20 protein-coding genes, 1 pseudogene and 1 riboswitch are annotated in these 17645 nt (G+C 61.9%); of the genes and pseudogenes, 6 read left to right on the top strand and 15 right to left on the bottom strand.

All coding sequences use genetic code 11. From position 1 onward, the window contains the following. Positions 1-76: 76 nt before the first annotated feature. A complete protein-coding gene (locus AB7951_RS19030) occupies positions 77-655 on the bottom strand; it encodes a collagen-like triple helix repeat-containing protein (protein WP_120289011.1) in 579 nt (192 codons plus the stop codon). A gap of 199 nt (positions 656-854) precedes the next feature. Between AB7951_RS19030 and AB7951_RS19025 the strand changes: the two genes are divergently transcribed. Then, complete coding sequence (locus AB7951_RS19025) at positions 855-1358, top strand: DUF2380 domain-containing protein (protein ID WP_120289012.1); 504 nt, start codon at positions 855-857, stop codon at positions 1356-1358. Between the two features lie 6 nt (positions 1359-1364). Here AB7951_RS19025 and AB7951_RS19020 read toward each other — a convergent pair whose 3' ends face one another. Then, complete coding sequence (locus AB7951_RS19020; RefSeq protein ID WP_120289013.1) at positions 1365-1745, bottom strand: RidA family protein; 381 nt, start codon at positions 1743-1745, stop codon at positions 1365-1367. 138 nt (positions 1746-1883) lie between these two features. Here AB7951_RS19020 and AB7951_RS19015 point away from each other — a divergent pair, with 138 nt between their 5' ends. Continuing rightward, a complete protein-coding gene (locus AB7951_RS19015; protein WP_120289014.1) occupies positions 1884-2234 on the top strand; it encodes a hypothetical protein in 351 nt (116 codons plus the stop codon). Between the two features lie 9 nt (positions 2235-2243). Here the strand turns inward: AB7951_RS19015 and AB7951_RS19010 are convergent, their stop codons facing one another. From AB7951_RS19010 to AB7951_RS18965, 10 genes and pseudogenes are all read right to left on the bottom strand, one after another. Continuing rightward, positions 2244-2465, bottom strand: coding sequence for a helix-turn-helix domain-containing protein (locus AB7951_RS19010; RefSeq protein WP_089267375.1), 222 nt, complete (start codon positions 2463-2465; stop codon positions 2244-2246). Positions 2466-2876: 411 nt separating this feature from the next. Then, positions 2877-3253: pseudogene (locus tag AB7951_RS19005) on the bottom strand (DUF6691 family protein). Between the two features lie 70 nt (positions 3254-3323). Next, complete coding sequence (locus AB7951_RS19000) at positions 3324-3749, bottom strand: YeeE/YedE family protein (RefSeq protein WP_120289016.1); 426 nt, start codon at positions 3747-3749, stop codon at positions 3324-3326. Between the two features lie 546 nt (positions 3750-4295). Further along, on the bottom strand, positions 4296-4922 hold the full coding sequence (locus tag AB7951_RS18995; protein ID WP_120289018.1) for a hypothetical protein: 627 nt from the start codon (positions 4920-4922) through the stop codon (positions 4296-4298). A 30-nt stretch (positions 4923-4952) separates the two neighbouring features. After that, positions 4953-6881 carry a phosphomethylpyrimidine synthase ThiC gene (gene thiC, locus AB7951_RS18990; RefSeq protein WP_120289019.1) on the bottom strand — a complete coding sequence of 643 codons (1929 nt, stop codon included), beginning with the start codon at positions 6879-6881 and terminating at the stop codon, positions 4953-4955. A 31-nt stretch (positions 6882-6912) separates the two neighbouring features. Continuing rightward, complete coding sequence (locus AB7951_RS18985; RefSeq protein ID WP_120289020.1) at positions 6913-7521, bottom strand: thiamine phosphate synthase; 609 nt, start codon at positions 7519-7521, stop codon at positions 6913-6915. Beyond that, complete coding sequence (locus AB7951_RS18980; RefSeq protein WP_120289021.1) at positions 7508-8290, bottom strand: thiazole synthase; 783 nt, start codon at positions 8288-8290, stop codon at positions 7508-7510. The genes AB7951_RS18985 and AB7951_RS18980 overlap by 14 nt, the downstream gene beginning before the upstream one ends. Positions 8291-8296: 6 nt before the next feature. Next, positions 8297-8494 (bottom strand): sulfur carrier protein ThiS, encoded by a 198-nt coding sequence (gene thiS / locus AB7951_RS18975; RefSeq protein WP_068732274.1) that lies wholly within the window; start codon positions 8492-8494, stop codon positions 8297-8299. Continuing rightward, a complete protein-coding gene (locus AB7951_RS18970) occupies positions 8485-9522 on the bottom strand; it encodes an FAD-dependent oxidoreductase (protein ID WP_120289022.1) in 1038 nt (345 codons plus the stop codon). Before AB7951_RS18970 ends, thiS begins: the two co-directional genes overlap by 10 nt. Continuing rightward, a riboswitch (TPP riboswitch) is annotated at positions 9510-9654 on the bottom strand. It overlaps the preceding gene by 13 nt. A gap of 88 nt (positions 9655-9742) precedes the next feature. After that, positions 9743-10249: a lytic transglycosylase domain-containing protein gene (locus AB7951_RS18965; protein ID WP_120289023.1), complete on the bottom strand. Its 507-nt coding sequence runs from the start codon at positions 10247-10249 to the stop codon at positions 9743-9745. Between the two features lie 218 nt (positions 10250-10467). Here AB7951_RS18965 and AB7951_RS18960 point away from each other — a divergent pair, with 218 nt between their 5' ends. Then, positions 10468-11955, top strand: coding sequence for a hypothetical protein (locus AB7951_RS18960; RefSeq protein ID WP_120289285.1), 1488 nt, complete (start codon positions 10468-10470; stop codon positions 11953-11955). Between the two features lie 3 nt (positions 11956-11958). Here the strand turns inward: AB7951_RS18960 and AB7951_RS18955 are convergent, their stop codons facing one another. Both AB7951_RS18955 and AB7951_RS18950 read right to left on the bottom strand, forming a co-directional pair. Further along, positions 11959-13281, bottom strand: coding sequence for an ATP-binding protein (locus AB7951_RS18955; RefSeq protein WP_120289024.1), 1323 nt, complete (start codon positions 13279-13281; stop codon positions 11959-11961). 10 nt (positions 13282-13291) lie between these two features. Next, positions 13292-14029: a response regulator gene (locus AB7951_RS18950; RefSeq protein WP_089267366.1), complete on the bottom strand. Its 738-nt coding sequence runs from the start codon at positions 14027-14029 to the stop codon at positions 13292-13294. Positions 14030-14199: 170 nt separating this feature from the next. Here AB7951_RS18950 and AB7951_RS18945 point away from each other — a divergent pair, with 170 nt between their 5' ends. From AB7951_RS18945 to AB7951_RS18935, 3 genes are all read left to right on the top strand, one after another. Further along, positions 14200-14793 carry a hypothetical protein gene (locus AB7951_RS18945; protein ID WP_089267575.1) on the top strand — a complete coding sequence of 198 codons (594 nt, stop codon included), beginning with the start codon at positions 14200-14202 and terminating at the stop codon, positions 14791-14793. A gap of 157 nt (positions 14794-14950) precedes the next feature. Then, positions 14951-15328: a PRC-barrel domain-containing protein gene (locus AB7951_RS18940; RefSeq protein ID WP_120289287.1), complete on the top strand. Its 378-nt coding sequence runs from the start codon at positions 14951-14953 to the stop codon at positions 15326-15328. A 79-nt stretch (positions 15329-15407) separates the two neighbouring features. Next, positions 15408-15950, top strand: coding sequence for a PRC-barrel domain-containing protein (locus AB7951_RS18935; RefSeq protein ID WP_120289026.1), 543 nt, complete (start codon positions 15408-15410; stop codon positions 15948-15950). A 122-nt stretch (positions 15951-16072) separates the two neighbouring features. Here the strand turns inward: AB7951_RS18935 and AB7951_RS18930 are convergent, their stop codons facing one another. Further along, positions 16073-17623 carry a DUF4403 family protein gene (locus AB7951_RS18930; protein WP_120289027.1) on the bottom strand — a complete coding sequence of 517 codons (1551 nt, stop codon included), beginning with the start codon at positions 17621-17623 and terminating at the stop codon, positions 16073-16075. Positions 17624-17645: the final 22 nt, after the last annotated feature.

The raw sequence follows: 17645 nt of genomic DNA, 5'->3' as shown, positions 1-17645 counted from the left end.
GTAAAGGCGACGGGCCGGCATTGCGGCGCGTCGCCTGATCTGTTGTCGCGCGTCCGTATCGAACGACGCAGCGGTGCTAGTCGTCCTTGTTCTTCTTGCGCTTCTTCTTTTTCTTGCCGTGGTCGGTTTCATCGGACTCGTCCGCGATGGCGGCTTCGGCCTCGATCATCGCGGCGACACGTTCAACGGCTTCCTGCTGCTCGCGCAGCAGGGCCTCTTCGCGCTCCTGGGCTTCGCGCAGGCGCATCTGGCGGTGATCTTCCCAGGCGTCGAACACCATGTGCAGCCACGGCATGATCTGCTCGAGGCTCGGCAGCGTGCCGGGAGGACCCTGCTCGCCGCGCGGCCCGGCTTCACCCTGCACGCCCGGCTTGCCCTGAAGGCCCTGTTCACCCCGTGGTCCCTGCGGCCCGGCCTTGCCCTGCGGTCCGATCGGACCAGGCTTGCCGTCGGCGCCAGCCTTACCCTGAGGGCCTGCTTCGCCGCGCTTGCCCTGCGGCCCCGGCTTGCCATTGGCGCCGGCCTTGCCGGCCAGGCCCGGCTTGCCCTGCGCGCCGTCCGGCCCCGGCCGTCCGGGATGGCCCTGCGGTCCGGGAAGTCCCGGTTCGCCGCGGGGGCCGCGTAATCCGGTCTGGCTGATCGTTTCTTTTGCCACGCCTCACACTCCGTATTGATTCTGTCCGGCCGCTTTTAACAGGGGATGGATGACGGCTTCAATTCGCCGCTGCTGCCATGCCACCACAGACATTGCCGGTTGCGCTTCACCACATGCGGACTAGCATCGGCTGTCGCTTGACCTGCCGGCACCCGCGCCAGGTTGGCGTGGCGGCGAACAAAAGATCAGGGAGGAGAACATGCGGAGAGGGCAGGTTCTGTGGTTGCTGTGTGGCGCTGTGGCGCTGCTGGGGGCACCTGCGCCGGCCGCGGCTGCCGGACAGCTCGCTGTCGCGGTGGCCGATTTCGACTATAGCGACACCTCGGGCGAGGAGGCCGACCAGTCCGCGCAGCATCGCGACCGCATGACCATCTTCGCTACACTGCTGCGCGACGGGCTGGCGCAGCGCGACTACCGCGTGGTGCGCCCGGCATGTCCGCAGCCCGCCTGCACTGCCATCAGCATGGCGCCCGACGATCTCGTCGCCGCAGCGCGGCGCGACGGGGCGCGTTACCTGGTCTATGGCGGCATCCGCAAGATGAGTACGCTGGTGCAATGGGGCGAGGTGCAGTTGTTCGATGTCGAGCGCGAGCAGCTGGTGATGCGTCGCGCCGTCACCTTCCGCGGCGATACCGACACAGCGTTCCGCCGCGCCGCCGATTTCGTCAGCGAGACGGTGAAGGATGCGATGGCCGGCCGATGAGCGTCGTTACGGTAGCGAAGCCATACACTCGATCTCGATCAGCATTGCCGGATTGGGCAGCGCCTGAACCACGCAAGTGGTGCGCGCCGGATAGGGCGGTGGTCCGAAGGCTTCGGCATACAGAGCATTCATGGGAGCCACGTCGGACGCGCGCGTCAGCAGCACGTTGACCTTGACGAGGTGCGAGATGTCGGTGCCTGCATCCTTCAGCACTCGTTTGATCGTGCGCACCACAAATCCGAACTGCGCCTCGAAGTGTTCCGGCAATTGGCCATCAGCGTCGAAACCGGGAATGCCGGAGACGAACAGGAGATCGCCGACCCGCGCCGCATAGGACAGCGGCGGCGCCTTGATTCCGGGAGGGGGCGGGAAGTGCTGGATGGGCATGATCAGGCCTCGCGCTCATGTGTGACGGGCCAGCGTAGCAGGTCTACGCAAAGTGCGCCCGCGAATTGCCGAGCCCTGTCGAACCGGAACGGGATCCGCGGCGACTTACGCTCTCATCAGGGCAACGGGCGACGACATATGAAATCCTATCTGGCGCTGCTGACCTTGTTGGCCCTCACGAGCGCAACGCATGCCGGCGAGATACGCCTAGGGGCGTCCATGCAGGTGAAACCGGATTCGATCTGGTTCGAGGATCGCCCGAATCTGGCGCGATGGCAGGCACTGAAGAAAGCCGGCGATTCAAAAGCTCTGGCGTCGTATCAGGAGGGCCTGCTGCAGGCGCGCGAGGCATGGCAGTTCACCAGGCCGCTCACTGTCAGAATTCGCGGCTTTGAGCCGAAGGCGCATCTGGTCGATGTCGAGATGCAGACCGAAGGCCGGCTGCTGGGCTCCACATGGGTGCTGGATACCGACGCGCTCCAGCAATAGCGCCATCAGCTAGCCGTGCGCCGGCACGTCGGCCCCATCCGCTGAATACTGTTTGATCTTGTTACGCATGGTGCGAACGGAGACGCCAAGCACGCGGGCGGCATGAGTGCGGTTGCCGTCGCAGCGCGCCAGCGTCTGTAGCATCAGTTCGCGTTCGACCTCATGGACAGTCGCGCCGATCAGCATCGTCACGACCTCGCTGGGATCTGACGAGGGGGCAAACATGTCCATTTCAGCCGGCGAATCGTCACGCGGGCGGCGAAGGGACTCGTAAAGGGATTCCTGGATCATGGGTATCTCCCGATCAACGCCTGCTTCGTTGCGCGAAGCAACAACATCGAGAACGAACAGCCCCCAGCCGTTGCGTTGCGGCAGGTTGGGCGCGATTGGTTAACGAAAGGTTAATCAATGGGTACCATTGGATGTACCGCCAGAGTTTTGCAACAAAGAAAGTCGCTTTGTCTGCCCTTGGCGCCTTGGAACCCGGCATTTCGATAAGCGCAGAGGACGCGCGTGCCTTTGATGTCAGTGAGGATAGGGGAGTGGTGCGAGCACAGCCAGTGATCGCCGATTATGACGCCATGCCGCGGGTACTGCATTGGTCGCTTTCAAGGTTACGATTGGTTCAGGCCGTTACCCAATCTACGCTTTCTCGATCTGTCGCATGAGCGTGCGACGTGTGCCCCATGCATCGTGACCGAGCATGCCCACCGCCATTGCGACGACGAACACAATCACCGGACGGCCTAGCCCCGCGAGGTTGACCAGCGCGGGGCCAGGACAGAGCCCCACGAGGCCCCAGCCGATCCCAAACAGCGTGGTCCCGATAACAGCGGTGTGTCGACGTCCCTGCGTGTCGGCCACAGGTTCTTTGCGGCAAGGACAGGTGTGCCGCGCCGCCGCGCCAGTGCGAAGCCAAGACCGGTGACCGCGACTGCGCCGGCCATCACGAAAGCCAGCGTCGCGTCCCAAGCCCCGAAGATATCGAGGAAGCCGAGTACTTTCCCGGTGTCCGTCATGCCCGAGATCAGGAGGCCGATGCCGAACACGAGACCGCAAGCAAAGCTGACGAAAACAAGTAGCATTGCATCAGCCTCCGATACCGTGACGCACGACGGCGACCGTGGCGATCGCTGCGGCCATGAAGATCGCTGTGGCGACGATTGAACGTGCTGACAGGCGTGCGATACCGCATACGCCATGGCCGGATGTGCAGCCGCCGCCCATGCGGCTGCCGAAACCGACCAGAAGCCCGGCGATAACGATGACGATCAGGCTCGCCGGCATCGCTGGTGCTGGCAATGGTGTGCCCGAAAGCGAAGCGAGCAGGGGCGCTGCCAGAAGTCCGGCGACGAAGGCGATGCGCCAGCCGCGATCGCCGGCACCGGGCTGGAGTAGCCCTCCGAAAATGCCGCTGATCCCGGCGATGCGTCCGGTCAGCAGCATCAGCATGGAGGCAGCGAGCCCGATCAGCGCGCCGCCGACGATTCCAGAGAGAGGCGTAAGGTGATGCATGGTTGTGGCCTCCACCGACCGTGTCGTCGTTCAGTGATGGACGTTAACACACACTGCTGCGGAGATCTTGTAGAGCCCGTAGACGATCGGTTCCGTGCCGGGGTGCGCCGGATTTCGGTGCCCAGCTGAAATGGCGCACCTGCGAGTCGAACGCGCGCGACGACAGCCGATTGATGCGGCCGACCTAGGCATTGAGCTTTTCGGTGGCGGTAGAGGATTGCGCGGAGGCGCGGTCGTTGTTGATGGATGTCAGTGTGAGCGCCGCACCGGCAGCAACAACGAATGCGCGAAAAGAAATCATCGATGAGGTCTCCAACGCCGAGCAAGTGGCATGCTTCGTGATGGCGGCGAAGATAGGAAATAGGCGCAAGCGCAGCCAGAGTGGTCCTCGCATGGAGCTATGCCGCCATCATGGCGTTGGTCGTGGTTGAGGTCATCACAGATTTAGTCTTAGGCGTCGTAGCCAGCATGAGCGCAGCGATATGCGGGGATTGCTGCGCTAAAGGGCTGCCCCGCATGTCGCTACGATCATGCGGGCTACGCTTGCTAGTTCTTAATCGAGCATTTGTTTCTAACATAACTCATATTGATCCCCGAGCAGGTTTTCCCGGTAAGTGAGCAATACTCAAAGCCAAAAGGAAGCTTCTCTTCACCAAACCTGCCAAGGACGATCGACGTTTTCTCTTTACCGATCGCAGCAAATATTTGTTGCGCATCGTAGAGTGAAAAGAACTCGGAATCTTCGCCAACAGCTAAAATTGTGCTTGGCATTAAACCACGTACTCTGAAGTGGCCATTTCGAGGAAATCCCTCAGGTACGGTTGAAAATACGTTCTCCGCAAAGCTAGCGATAGATTCTAAGACGATCTCGTTGAAATTAGTCGGCCACGTTTCCTGATTATCCATTCTGAGGTCGTAGCAACGCTGTCCCGTCGAATAGATTATGCGCGTTACTTCTGCAGGACCCACACCCTTATTCTGAAATCGCACGTAGAGGCCAGTGGGGTATCGATTTTCAAGCAAGCGAGGCTCAATGGACAGCTCTTTGTAGCGTCTCTCGACGTACTGGGAGTAAATCCCAGCAATAAGCGATACCAACGAGATGAAAAGCGCGGCAAGCGGGAGGGCGTTTTCACGCCAACCGCGCTTTTCCTTGTTTGTCTCACTATTCATGAAGCTGTGATTTCCGGATGCATCTGAATGCTACAACGCCTTGTTGCTCTCCTTCACCGCTTCCGCCTGGACATAGACCTGCTCGCCCATGTCCTTGAACTTCTGGCTCATGCTGGCCATGCCATCCTCGATCACGCCACTCATGGACATGCCCATCGTCGCCGTGCCGCCGAGGTTCAGTGCGGCCTTCTCGTTGTCGCCGAGGGTTGCCGCGTAGTCGCGCACGTCCTGCGTGATCTTCATCGAGCAGAACTTCGGCCCGCACATGGAGCAGAAATGCGCCACCTTGTGGGCGTCCTTCGGCAGCGTCTCGTCGTGATAGGCGACGGCGGTTTCCGGGTCCAAGCCGAGATTGAACTGATCCTGCCAGCGGAAGTCGAAACGGGCGCGTGACAGCGCGTCGTCGCGCATCTGCGCGGCGGGGTGACCCTTGGCCAAGTCAGACGCATGCGCCGCGATCTTGTAGGTGATGACGCCGACCTTGACGTCGTCACGATTGGGCAAGCCAAGATGCTCCTTCGGTGTCACGTAGCAGAGCATCGAACAGCCGAACCAGCCGATCATCGCGGCACCGATGCCCGAAGTGATGTGGTCGTAGCCCGGCGCGATGTCGGTGGTCAGTGGCCCCAAGGTGTAGAACGGCGCTTCGCCGCATTCCTTGAGCTGCTTGTCCATGTTGATCTTGATCTTGTGCAGCGGCACATGGCCGGGGCCTTCGATCATCACCTGGCAGCCCTTCGCCCATGCCACCTTGGTGAGCTCGCCAAGGGTTTCCAGTTCGGCGAATTGTGCACGATCGTTGGCATCGGCAATGGAGCCGGGACGCAGACCGTCGCCGAGCGAGAACGACACGTCATACTTGCGCATGAGATCGCAGATCTCGTCGAAGTGGGTGTAGAGGAAGCTCTCCTTGTGATGCGCGAGGCACCACTTGGCCATGATCGAGCCGCCGCGCGAGACGATGCCGGTAACGCGGTTGGCGGTGAGATGGATGTAAGCAAGACGCACGCCGGCATGGATGGTGAAGTAATCGACGCCCTGTTCGCACTGCTCGATCAGCGTGTCCTTGTAGAGCTCCCAGGTTAGCTTGACCGGATCGCCGTCGCACTTCTCCAGCGCCTGATAGATCGGTACGGTGCCGATCGGGATCGGCGCATTGCGCAGGATCCATTCACGGGTGGTGTGGATGTTGCGGCCCGTCGAGAGGTCCATCACGGTGTCGGCACCCCAGCGAATCGCCCACACCATCTTGTCGACTTCTTCCTCGACCGACGAGGTCACGGCGGAGTTGCCGATATTGGCGTTGATCTTGGTGAGGAAGTTGCGGCCGATGATCATCGGCTCCAACTCGGCGTGGTTGATGTTGCAGGGGATGATGGCGCGGCCCCTAGCGATTTCCGAACGCACGAATTCCGGCGTGACGAACAGCGGCACTTCGGCACCGAAGCTCTCGCCATCGGCGCGCGCGGCCTCGGCGCGCTCGAGCTGGACCTTGCGGCCGAGGTTCTCGCGCTCGGCGACGTAGATCATTTCCTTGGTGATGATCCCGGCGCGGGCGAATTCATATTGCGTGATCATCGCATCGCCGACACCGCGCAGCGGCTTGTGATAGGCCTTGAACGATTTTGCAGCATGGGCTGCGCCGACATTGCCGTTGTCTTCCGGCTTGATTTCGCGTCCCTGATATTCCTCGACGCCGCCGCGTTCTTTGACCCAATCGAGACGCGCGCGGGACAGGCCGTTATTGACGTCGATCAGCACGTCCGGATCGGTATAGGGACCCGACGTGTCATAGACGGGCAGGTTCGGTTCGCCGGCGCCTTCGGAGAGCATGATTTCGCGCAGCGGGACGCGCAGGTCCGGCGCGCTCTCCGGGATCGCGTAGATCTTGCGCGATGAGGGCAGGTTGCCGGTGGTGACGGCGGGCAGGGTGGTGTCGGGATTGGAGCGGATGTTCATGGACTAATCCTCCGTTGTCGTTCTTGAAATGTCAGGCGGCTTTGGCGGACACGCCAAGCCATTGATGGACGCGTGCGTCAGGGTCTGCGTGTTGGGTGACGTCGCTGACGACGGCGATGGAATCCGCGCCAGCGGCAAAGATCTCTTCGGCCTGTTCGAACTTGATGCCGCCAATCGCGACCAGCGGCAGGGTGCCGATGCGCTTCTTCCAGACCGAGATTTTCGGAATGCCCTGCGGTGCGAAACGCATGGATTTCAACGTCGTGAAGAAGATCGGCCCGAGCGCGACGTAATCCGGATTGGCGCGCAACGCGGTTTCCAGTTCGTTCTCGTCATGGGTCGAGAGGCCAAGCGTGATGCCGGCCTTGCGGATCGCGGCAACGTCCGCCTCGGCAAGGTCTTCCTGGCCGAGATGCAGATGCTGCGCCTTGAGGTCGATGGCGACGCGCCAGTAGTCGTTGACCACCAGCTTGGTCTTGGTGCCGTTGGTCAAGGTCAGCGCCTCGCGAAACAGCGTGGTCGCCGCTGCGTCGTCGAGATCCTTGGCGCGAAGCTGCACGGTGCCGACGCCCAACTGCGTGAGGCGCTTCACCCAGGCTACGGTGTCGACGACGGGATAGAAACGGTCAGGATACGGCATGCCAGAACGGTGTCCCGATGACTGGAGTGGAAGGAGAAGCGAAGTCGCGCGCGCCCATCAGGCCCGCTTCATAGCCAATGCGGCCGGCCTCGACGGCGAGCCGGAACGCATTGGCCATGGCGACGGGATCGGCGGCCTTGGCGACGGCGGTGTTGAGCAGCACGGCGTCATAGCCGAGCTCAAGCGCTTCGGCGGCGTGTGACGGCGCGCCCAAACCGGCATCGACCACCAGCGTGATATCGGGCAGGCGGTCGCGCATCAGCTTGAGCGCATCGCGATTGATGATGCCGCGTGCGCTGCCGATCGGCGCCGCCCATGGCATCACCACCTTGCAGCCGGCATCGACGAGACGCATCGCGACACTGAGATCTTCGGTGCAATAGGGGAATACTTCGAAACCGTCCTTGATCAGGATGTTTGCTGCTTCGACGAGGCCGACCACATCGGGCTGCAGCGTGTCATTGTCGGCGATCACTTCGAGCTTGATCCAGGACGTGCCGAACAATTCGCGCGCCAGCTTCGCCGTCGTCACCGCTTCGCGCACGCTGCGGCAGCCCGCAGTATTCGGTAGCACGGTGACGTCGAGTTCTCTAATCAGCGACCAGAACGCATCGCCTGTCTTGCCGCCGGCGGACTCGCGCCGCAGCGACACGGTGACGATGCCGGCGCCGGAGGCGCGGATCGCGTCCTGCATGATCGCGGGCGACGGATAGAGCGCGCTGCCGATCAGCAACCGTGATTTGAATTCCTTGCCGTAGAAACTCACCATCAGGAATCACCCTCCCTGCCGTGGCGTGATGATCTCGATCTCGTCGCCAGCCTTGAGCGGCGTCTGCGCCCATGCGCTGCGTGGCACCACGTCGAAATTCAGCGCAATGGCACAGTGCGTGCCTTCGTAGTCCAGTTCCTGCAGCAGCGCACCGACATGCGACGCCTCGATCTCGCGGTGCTCGCCATTGACGATCACTTGCATTGCATCACCTCGTTGTCGATCTCGCCACGCTGCACATAAGCGAGCGTCAGCTCCGCCAGCGCAGGCGCCAGCAGGAAGCCGTGGCGATAGAGGCCGTTCACCGCAATCGTGTTCTTGTCGATCGCAATGCGCGGCAGGTTGTCGGGAAAGGCCGGACGAAGTCCCGAGCCGAATTCGAGAATGCGCGCTTCGGCAAAGGCCGGATGAACCGCATAGGCAGCGCCGAGCAATTCGAGCGCGGAGCGCACGCTGACACCGGTGTCCTCACCTTCGATGGAGGTCGCGCCGAGCATGAAGCGATTGTCCGCGCGAGGGATCACGTAAAGCGGCCATCGCGGATGCATCAGGCGGATCGGGCGCGACAGCTGTACTTCATCTGTCTCGACGATGATGATTTCGCCTTTGACGCCGCGCAGCTTCGGCGTGCTGGCATCATCACGTGCCGCAAGCCCGCGGCAATCGATCACCAGACCGTCGAGATCTTTCGGCTGCTGCTCGCTGTTGTATTTGATGATGCCGCCGGCGGCGGTGATCCGCGCATGCAGTTGCGGCAGCACGCGGCGCGGCTCCACATGGCCTTCGCCGGGATAGAACAGCCCGTCGCGAAACCGGCCTTCGAGCGAGGGCTCGATCTCGGCGACGCCTGCTGCATCCAGCCGCGTATGGCCGGAGGTCATTTTCGCGAAGCGTTCGAAATCGGCGCGATCGCGCGCATGTGCAACGACCAGCGATCCGTTGAACGGTGTGTCAGGCAATTCCTCGCGCCACAGATCGAGTGCACGTAGGCCGAGGCGGGAGACCACAGGCTCGGAGACTTCGGCTTCGCACCACGGCGCCAGCATGCCGCCGGCCCAATGGCTGGTGGCGTCGCGCATGCTGGTATCGCTGCGCTCGTGCAGCGTCACAGCGTGACCGGCCTTAGCCAGCATCAACGCCTGCCAAGCGCCGGCAATGCCAGCGCCAATGATTGATATCGATTGACCCGCCACGAGAGAGTCCCCGCGCGGAGATTGCGTAGTCTGAAACATCCCTGTCCCTTCGCCGGCATGACCCGGATCAGGTTCAAAGGGTCACCGCGGTCTCGCGCGTCTCTTCCGGAACAGGAAAAGTGCAAGCTTGCGGTATCTCAGCTCCTCGTCGGAGCCCCCCTCGGAACGACTCTAATGTAAACCTATGGATGGGCGTGTCAACGCGCCCCGGGAATCCCTTGACGTGTAATCCCTTGGGATTCCACCCGATCACGCACAATTACGGCTTCGGAGCCTGCGCGTTAGCATTGGCCGTGTTCTGCAGGTGCAGGCGCTCGGCGTCCTTGGCGAAGAGTGGCTGATGCGGCGGCGCGGAAACGTCACGGCGCTGGCGCTTGGCGGCATAGTAGTAGCCGCCGGCATAGTAGGACACCGCGCGGTTGTGATTTCCGTTCGCGGCGCGGTAGGCGCCGGCGAGATATTTCACCGCGTAAGTGAGATTGGTGTTGGGATCGCGGAGGCCTTCGGCGGTGCCGGTGTAGCCAACGCCGCGCGCGGTCGCGAGCTTGATCTGCATCAGGCCGATGGTGCCGCCGCGGCCGATCAGATTGGGGTGATACTTGCTTTCGCGCACGATCACACGATGCACCAGCGCCTCGGGCACGCCATTGGCCTGGGCATGGGTGGCAACCATGGCGTCGTAGTCGACACGTTGCTGTGCGGATGCCAGTTGCGGAAGAGCGGCAACAGCCAGAATCGTCGCCAGGGACAGAGAAATGCGTTTCATGAATGGTCTCGAAAACTTCGTTCCTCCGCAGTAGCGGAGGCAGTCTTTCAGACGGCCTAAACCATCCGATTCAATTATCCGAGATGAGGGCTCGAATTGAGTCTTTCTGTAGGCCAGATTCGCGAGTTCCGCCCGATATTTACCCCAAATTATGCCCTGTCGTGATTTGCTGCGGTATTCCAGCGCTTTTCTTGCGACTTTCCAGGGGCATGCCGAGCATGACGATGTCCGCCACCCATCCCGTCGTAACGCGCAAAACGATGCACGGGCTGCTCCCGCTCTGGGCGGGGATTGCGGTCTATACGCTGTGGCTCGCGGCGGGCAACGCCCTCCTGAGAGATCCGGATGCGTATTGGCAGATCGCAGTCGGGCAGTGGATTCTCGATCACCATGCGGTGCCGACGACCGATATCTACTCGTTCACGATGTACGGCCAGCCATGGATCTCGACCCAATGGTTGTCGCAGGTCCTCTACGCGGTCGCCTATGCCGGCGCTGGCTGGACCGGAGTGGTGGTGCTTGCTGTCGCTGCGCTGGCTGTGACAATGGCGCTGTTGGCGCGCTTTCTCGATAAGCGCCTGCCGGCCACGGTGACGATCATTTTCGTCGCGACGGCACTGGCGCTGATGGCGGGGCATGTTGTTGCGCGGCCGCATCTGCTGGCGATGCCGGTGATGGTGGCATGGGTCGCCGGTCTCGTGAATGCGATGGATCGCAAAAGCGTGCCATCCTTCTGGCTGCTGCCACTGATGGTGCTATGGGCCAATCTGCACGGCGGCTTCATTCTCGGATTGGCGCTGATCGGTCCGATCGGCATCGATGCGATCTGGCATGCACCGAAGACGATGCAGCGCGCGCTGCTGCTGCGCTGGGCGCTGTTCGGCATTGCCGCGTTGGCAGCAAGTTGCGTGACGCCTTATGGCTGGGACTCGCTACTGGCGTCGCGTCGCATTCTCAATCTCGGTGAAGCGCTGGCGCTGATCGGCGAATGGCGGCCTGCGAATTTCAATCATGCCGGGCCTCTGGAACTGACCGTGCTGGCAGCGTTCGCGCTGGCGCTGTGGCGCGGCATCACGCTGCCGCCGATGCGCATCGTGCTCGTGATTGGCTTCGTGTTCATGGCGCTCAGTCATGTGCGCAACGCCGAAGTGCTGGCGCTGCTGGCGCCGATGGTCCTGGCGACGCCGCTTGGCTTGCAGATCGGCGGACCGCAGCGGGCAGAGACCAATCAAGTATCGCCGCAGCGCAGCTTATTGTTCGCGGGGATCGCGATCTGCCTGGTTGCCGGAACGTTCGTACTGGCGTCCGTGCAGCGCTACATGCCGCTCGAAGCGGCTGCGCCCGCAAAGGCGGTGACTGAGCTCCAGAGGCTCAAGCTCAGCCGCGTGTTCAACGACTACGATTTCGGCGGCTATCTGATTGCGCGTGGCGTGCCGACCTTCATCGATGGCCGTACCGAATTGTTCGGCACGAAGCTGATGGTCGATCACAACAATGCCAGCGGCCTGATGGAGCCTGACAATCTGTTCCGGCTGCTGAAGGATTACGACATCGAGGCGACCTTGCTGCGAACCCAGAGCGCGGCGACCAAGCTGCTCGACCGCGTTGACGGCTGGGAGAAGGTCTATAGCGATGACATCGCTACGATCCATCTGCGCAAGCCGGGTGCGGTCCACAGCGTTGCGCCAGCGGTGAAGGCGAACTGAGCGCTACGCTGCGGCTCTGTCCGTATCGCGTGCCGGCAGCGTGATGCGGACGATCAGGCCACGCGGCTGACGATCCAGCAGTGTCAGTTCGCCGCCATGGGCCAGCGTTACGGCGCGGGCGATCGACAGGCCGAGGCCGAAGCCGGCAGCTTCATGATCCATGTTGCGGGCGTCGTCGCCGCGCACGAAGGGCTGCAGCATCGCGCTCTTTTGTGCGTCCGAAATGCCAGGACCGTCATCGGCGACGTCGATGATGGCGCCGCCCTCGGACATCGTCAGAGAGATATTCGCTTCCGAGCCGAACTTCACGGCGTTCTCGACCAGGTTGGTCACTGCGCGATGCAGATCGTCGGGCCGGGCCATCGCCATGGCATGGGAGGGGCCCTGATAGGTCACCATATGCCCGATGTCGGCAAATTGGTCGGCGATCAGCTGCAGGGTTGTGGCGATATCCGTCAGCGTCATCTCTTCCAGCCGGCGGTCGTTGCGCAGGAACGAGAGCACCGCTTCGAGCATCGATCGCATCTGGTCGAGGTCGCGCAGCATGTGGCGGCGATGGCCGTCGTCCTCGATGAATTCCGAACGTAGACGCAGCCGGGTGATCGGCGTGCGCAGGTCGTGGCTGATCGCGGCCAACATCTTGGTGCGGTCGTCGATCAACGTGCCGATGCGCTCGCGCATCCGGTTCAGCGCGCGTGCCACCGATCGGATTTCTTCGGGGCCGCGCTCGGGCAGGGGCTCAGCCGAGCCGTTCAGGCTGAACTCTTCCGCTGCCTTGGCAAAGGCCGAAAGCGGCGCGGACAGCATGCGGGCCGCCCACAGGCCCAGCAGCGTCAGGCTGATCACCACGAACAGAAACGTGAGAACCCAGGGACCGCCTAGAAAGAAGCCTGGTCGTCGCTCCGGCAGACTACTGAAGGAGAACATGTCGCCGTCCGGGAGGGTGACCCCGATCCGGTCCGGCGCGCCACCGATCGTCAGCAGTCGCGCGTCGGAACCAAGCAGCCGGCGTAAGCTGTGACGCGGATAGTCGGGGCCATTGTCGGTTGTGACCGTTGCATCCCGAGGGACTGGCCGGATGTCGAATTTAGGAAAGGCGTTTTTCAGATTGACCAGAAGTTCCGGGCGATCGGCGATCGGTGTTGCTTTCAGCAAGCGAACAATCGCGATCAACTCGCCGTGGCCACGATCCCGCTCCTGATCATTCGGGTCCGGTCTCATCAGCGTGAACAGCAGCGAGAGAACGATGTGGATAGCCACGATCGACATCACCACCAGGGCGGTGATCTGGCCGCTGATCCGACGCAGATTGAGGACGCTGAACATCTCGATGAAACTAGTTGGTCGTCGCCGTCGCGACCGCTTCCACCGTCGGCGTAAACATGTAGCCGCCCGAACGCACCGTCTTGATCATTTGCGCGTCCTGCGGGTCGATCTCGATCTTGCGGCGGATACGGCTGACCAGCACGTCGATGCTGCGTTCGAACGATCCGGCGCTGCGGCCTTGCGTGAGATCGAGCAGGCTGTCGCGCGACAGTACCCGACCGGAGCGCTCGACAAAGGCGCGCAGCAGATCGAATTCGGCCGAGGTCATGGCGACGCGCGCGCCTTCGGGATTACGCAATTCGCGTAGGCGCAGGTCGATCTGCCAGCCGGCGAATGACAGCGCCGTGGCGTTCGGCGTGGCGCTGGCATTGAGCGCCGTGGCCTGTCGGCGCAGCACCGCATTGATGCGTGCCAGCAATTCGCGCGGATTGAAGGGCTTTGGCAGGTAGTCGTCGGCCCCCATTTCAAGGCCGAGAATGCGGTCCACGTCTTCGCCGCGCGCGGTCAGCATGATGATCGGCAGTTGCGACTCGGCGCGCACCTTGCGGCACAGGCTGAGGCCGTCTTCGCCGGGCAGCATCACGTCGAGGATCAGCAGGTCGACACGGGTGTCGGCCATCACCTTTTCCATCTCGCGCCCGTCGGCAGCGGTGGTGACGTTGCAGGAATTGGTACGCAGATACTTCGCGATCAGCGTACGGGTTTCGCGGTCGTCTTCTACGACCAGGATGTTCGGTACGTTTGCCATGCGAACTCTTTTGGCCGGGATCGGCGCGGGCTGCAGAAGTTTTTTGTTTCGGACTATTGCTGGTGGCTGAGGCGCAACAAACCGCAACATGTCAGCAAGGCAATAACAAGACCTCGTTAAGAAGGTTAACCGCAAGTTGCGAGCACTAAGCAAGCACCTTGGAGCAGATCATGACCTCTATCTCGGCTGCGTCCAGCAGTTCCTACCAATCCCCCCTTCAGAAACTGCAGCAGGAGCTGCAGGCCGAGCTTTCCTCCGGAAAGATCAGCAGCGGCGATCAGGATGCGCTGTCCTCTGCTTTAACCGATATCGACTCGTCGCTGCAGGCCGACCGTTCGAGCCAGAGCAGCGGCAGCCGGCCGTCGCCGGACGAGATGAAATCGAAGATCGACGATCTCATCAGTGCCCAGGTGTCCAGCGGCAAGCTGACCTCGGACCAGGCCACCGAATTGCAGGGCGTGTTCCAGTCGGCCTTCGCCGATGGCGGTCCGGGTGGAGCAGGCGGCGCTCGCGGTGCCGGTGGTCCACCTCCTGGCGGTGGACCCGGCGGCCCACCGCCGTCGGATAGCGCCGATAGTACCGACAGTACCGATGATACGGACAGTGCGACCAGTATCTCCGATATCATGAAGCAGTTCCTGGACTCGCTGAAGCAATCGCTGGAGGCCTCGTCTTCAAGCTCCTACAGCGCGAGCGGCACCAGCGCTACAGCATCCAGCAGCAAGGCGTCATTCACCGCCCTGCTGATCGACTACCAGACCTGATACGAAGACCGCGACGCTTACGACCAGGCTGACGCCACCATCTTTCCCGCAAGGGAAAGGTGGTGGTTTCTTTTGTGCAGGTCACTTTCGCGCTATTGCCGGAACAAGGAGCACGTCCGGGCATTGTTACCCCTTCAATTGATTTATGGAGGCGACAATGACTCCCGACGTCATGACGAAGCCGCATAGCCTGATTGCGAGCGACCGGATCGAGGGAACGGCGGTACGACGTCCGAATGGCGAACGCATCGGTCATATCGAACGTCTGATGATCGACAAGATCAGCGGCAAAGTGTCCTACGCGATTCTGAGCTTCGGCGGCTTTCTCGGTCTCGGCTCGAATCTGCTGCCGCTGCCTTGGGCGCGGCTGACCTTCAATCGCACGCTCGACGCGTATCAACTTGATATCAGCGAAGAGGAATTGCGCAGCGCGCCGTCATTCACCGAGAAACGCGAGTTCGACTGGGGCGACAGGTCGCAGGAAGAAGCGCTGCATCGCCACTACGGCGTCGCACCCTATTGGGGCGAATTCTAACGACCAATTTCGGTGGAACCGGAACAGTCATTGTACCTCCGCGTTGGTTTTGGACGACCCACAACGACAGGAGGAACATATGTTCAAGAAATACATGACGGCTGGTATCGTTGGTTCGGCGTTGCTGGCAACCGCAGCTTTGGCGCAGAGCCCGAGCGCAACTACGACAACCACAGCCCCGGCAGCTGCGCCGGTCACCGCATCTGATACGACGTTCAATGGCAACTGGCGTACATCGAAGGTGGTCGGTCTGAGCGTATATAACGAAGCCAATGAGAGCCTCGGCTCGATCAACGATCTCCTGACCGACAAGCAGGGGAACATCAAGGCGGTGGTGATTGGCGTCGGTGGTTTCCTCGGTGTCGGCGAACGCCTGATCGCCGTGCCTTATGACAAGATCAAATTCGTGAACGAGCCGGTCGCAACAATGGCGTCTTCAACTGGCGGTTCGTCGGGCATGAAGTCGACCTCGCCCCCAAGCGGCATGACCACGGGTGCAGCCACCTCGGGTGCAGCTCCCGCAGCCGCCAAGGCTAATCCCTGGTACCCCGACCATGCGGTGCTCAGCGGCGCCAGCAAGGATCAATTGAAGGCGATGCCTGAGTTCAAGTATGCGATGTAAGGCTTTTTGCGTCACGTTGTGATAACGCGAGCCAAGAACCAGTAAGCTCAAGAACCAGTAAGCTGACGATAAGGGCGCGCCCGTTTTGCGGGTGCGCCCTTCACCGCGTCATCGCGTTGAATCTACAGCCCCGGTAAGGCCGTCACATTCACATTGATGGCGCCATCGGCTTCCGCGATCACCCGGAGTGTTTTGGAATCGAAGGCGATCCCGCCAAGGCGGAGGCTGCTGATCTCGGCGCCGACGCGGATGCCGTTTTCGTTCTTCTGGAAGTCGGCGATGACGGCGGCGATCTTCTTTTGCGCGTTCGAGGCAAAGGGCTTCAGATCGATGGTCGCACGTTCGGCCAGCGTCTTCTGTAGCAATGGCATGGCTGCACGAGCTGCCGCGCCGAGCAGGCCAAAGGCCGCTTCTGATTCAACGGCAAGTTCCAGATCGGTAAAGCGCAGCGTCTGTGCCGCTTGATCGAGCGCAGGCTTGCCCCAGACATGGACGGTTGCTTCGCCGCCAAGACCGAACCAGCTCTGCTTCTCCTTGGCATTCACCAGCAACGAGATGAGCAGGCGGTCGCCGGATGCCGAGACAGTTGCCTTCTTCACCGTCACTGCGACCGCGCCGGAATTGTCTTCCGGGAATGTCTTGCCGACGAGTTGCGCCTCGATGATCTTATTCAGTTCAGTGAAAGGCATGTCCACGGGCACACCGATGCTGAGTTTGCCGGGGCCGGGCGGCACGATGGTGAGTGTGGCGGGGAACGGACAATTTGGCTGCGTCTGTGTTGAGGTCACGCGTGTTTCGGCCTCGACGCCGAGTGTCAGCGTCAAATTGCTGGCATCGATGCGCGGCTGGGCGGCGACGGCACGCGTCGGCTTCAGTTCGATGAACAGGTTCTGCAATGCGCTCGCACCTTGCAGCGGGATCGACCGGCAGAGTTTGGCCCATTCGCGCCGGGCATTCTGTTCGAAAGCGGGATCGTTGCGCAGGCGCTGCTGCAGGGCGATGATCTGCTCGTTGACCGCATTGTCGATCATTGGCTTGACCTGCGCGGGCACATTGATGCGGGCACCGGCGACCGCGACGTTGGTATCGCCGAGTGTCACCTGAGCGGTCAGGTTCGGGTCGATCCGCCAATTCGGCGTCAGCCGCGGCTGTGCCGAGACCACCACATTGCCGCGGATTTCCGCATTGGCATTGACGTTCTTGATGTTGATGTTGCCAAGCTGCTTGGCAACATTGCCGCCGAGCAGGTTGCCGAGCGCGCCGCCCAGCGCATCGCGCACATTCGTCGAGATGGCGCCGGTGACATTGAGCGTGCCGGTCAGTGGGGCGGACATGGTCAGCGTGTCCTGCGCGCCGGTCGCCCCGATCGGACCGCGTGCGGCCGTCCACCTGATATCGGCATCTTGCAGCAGTTGTTGTACAGGATTGTCAGCCGTGCCGTTGAAGCTGCGCGGTGCGCCGCGATCGGCGGCATCGCGGATCGCGGTGAGTGCAATGGCGACCGGCGCGATGATGCTTGAACTGCGTGCGGGTGAGGGTGGCAGTGGCGGCAATGCGACCAGCACCGGCGCCGATCCGGTGCCGCGCGGAGCCACATAGTCCATCACCTTGAGTGCGACCACGAAAAAGACGGCGACCAGCACCGCGCCGATCAGAATTGGTTTCAGACGCATGATGTCCCCGCTCGAAAACGCG

Origin of the sequence: Tardiphaga sp. 285_C5_N1_2 (genome assembly GCF_052076065.1) — a bacterium.
Lineage (GTDB): Bacteria > Pseudomonadota > Alphaproteobacteria > Rhizobiales > Xanthobacteraceae > Tardiphaga > Tardiphaga robiniae.
The sequence above is the reverse complement of the archived record's forward strand: the minus strand, read 5'-3'. Positions and strand labels throughout refer to the sequence as shown.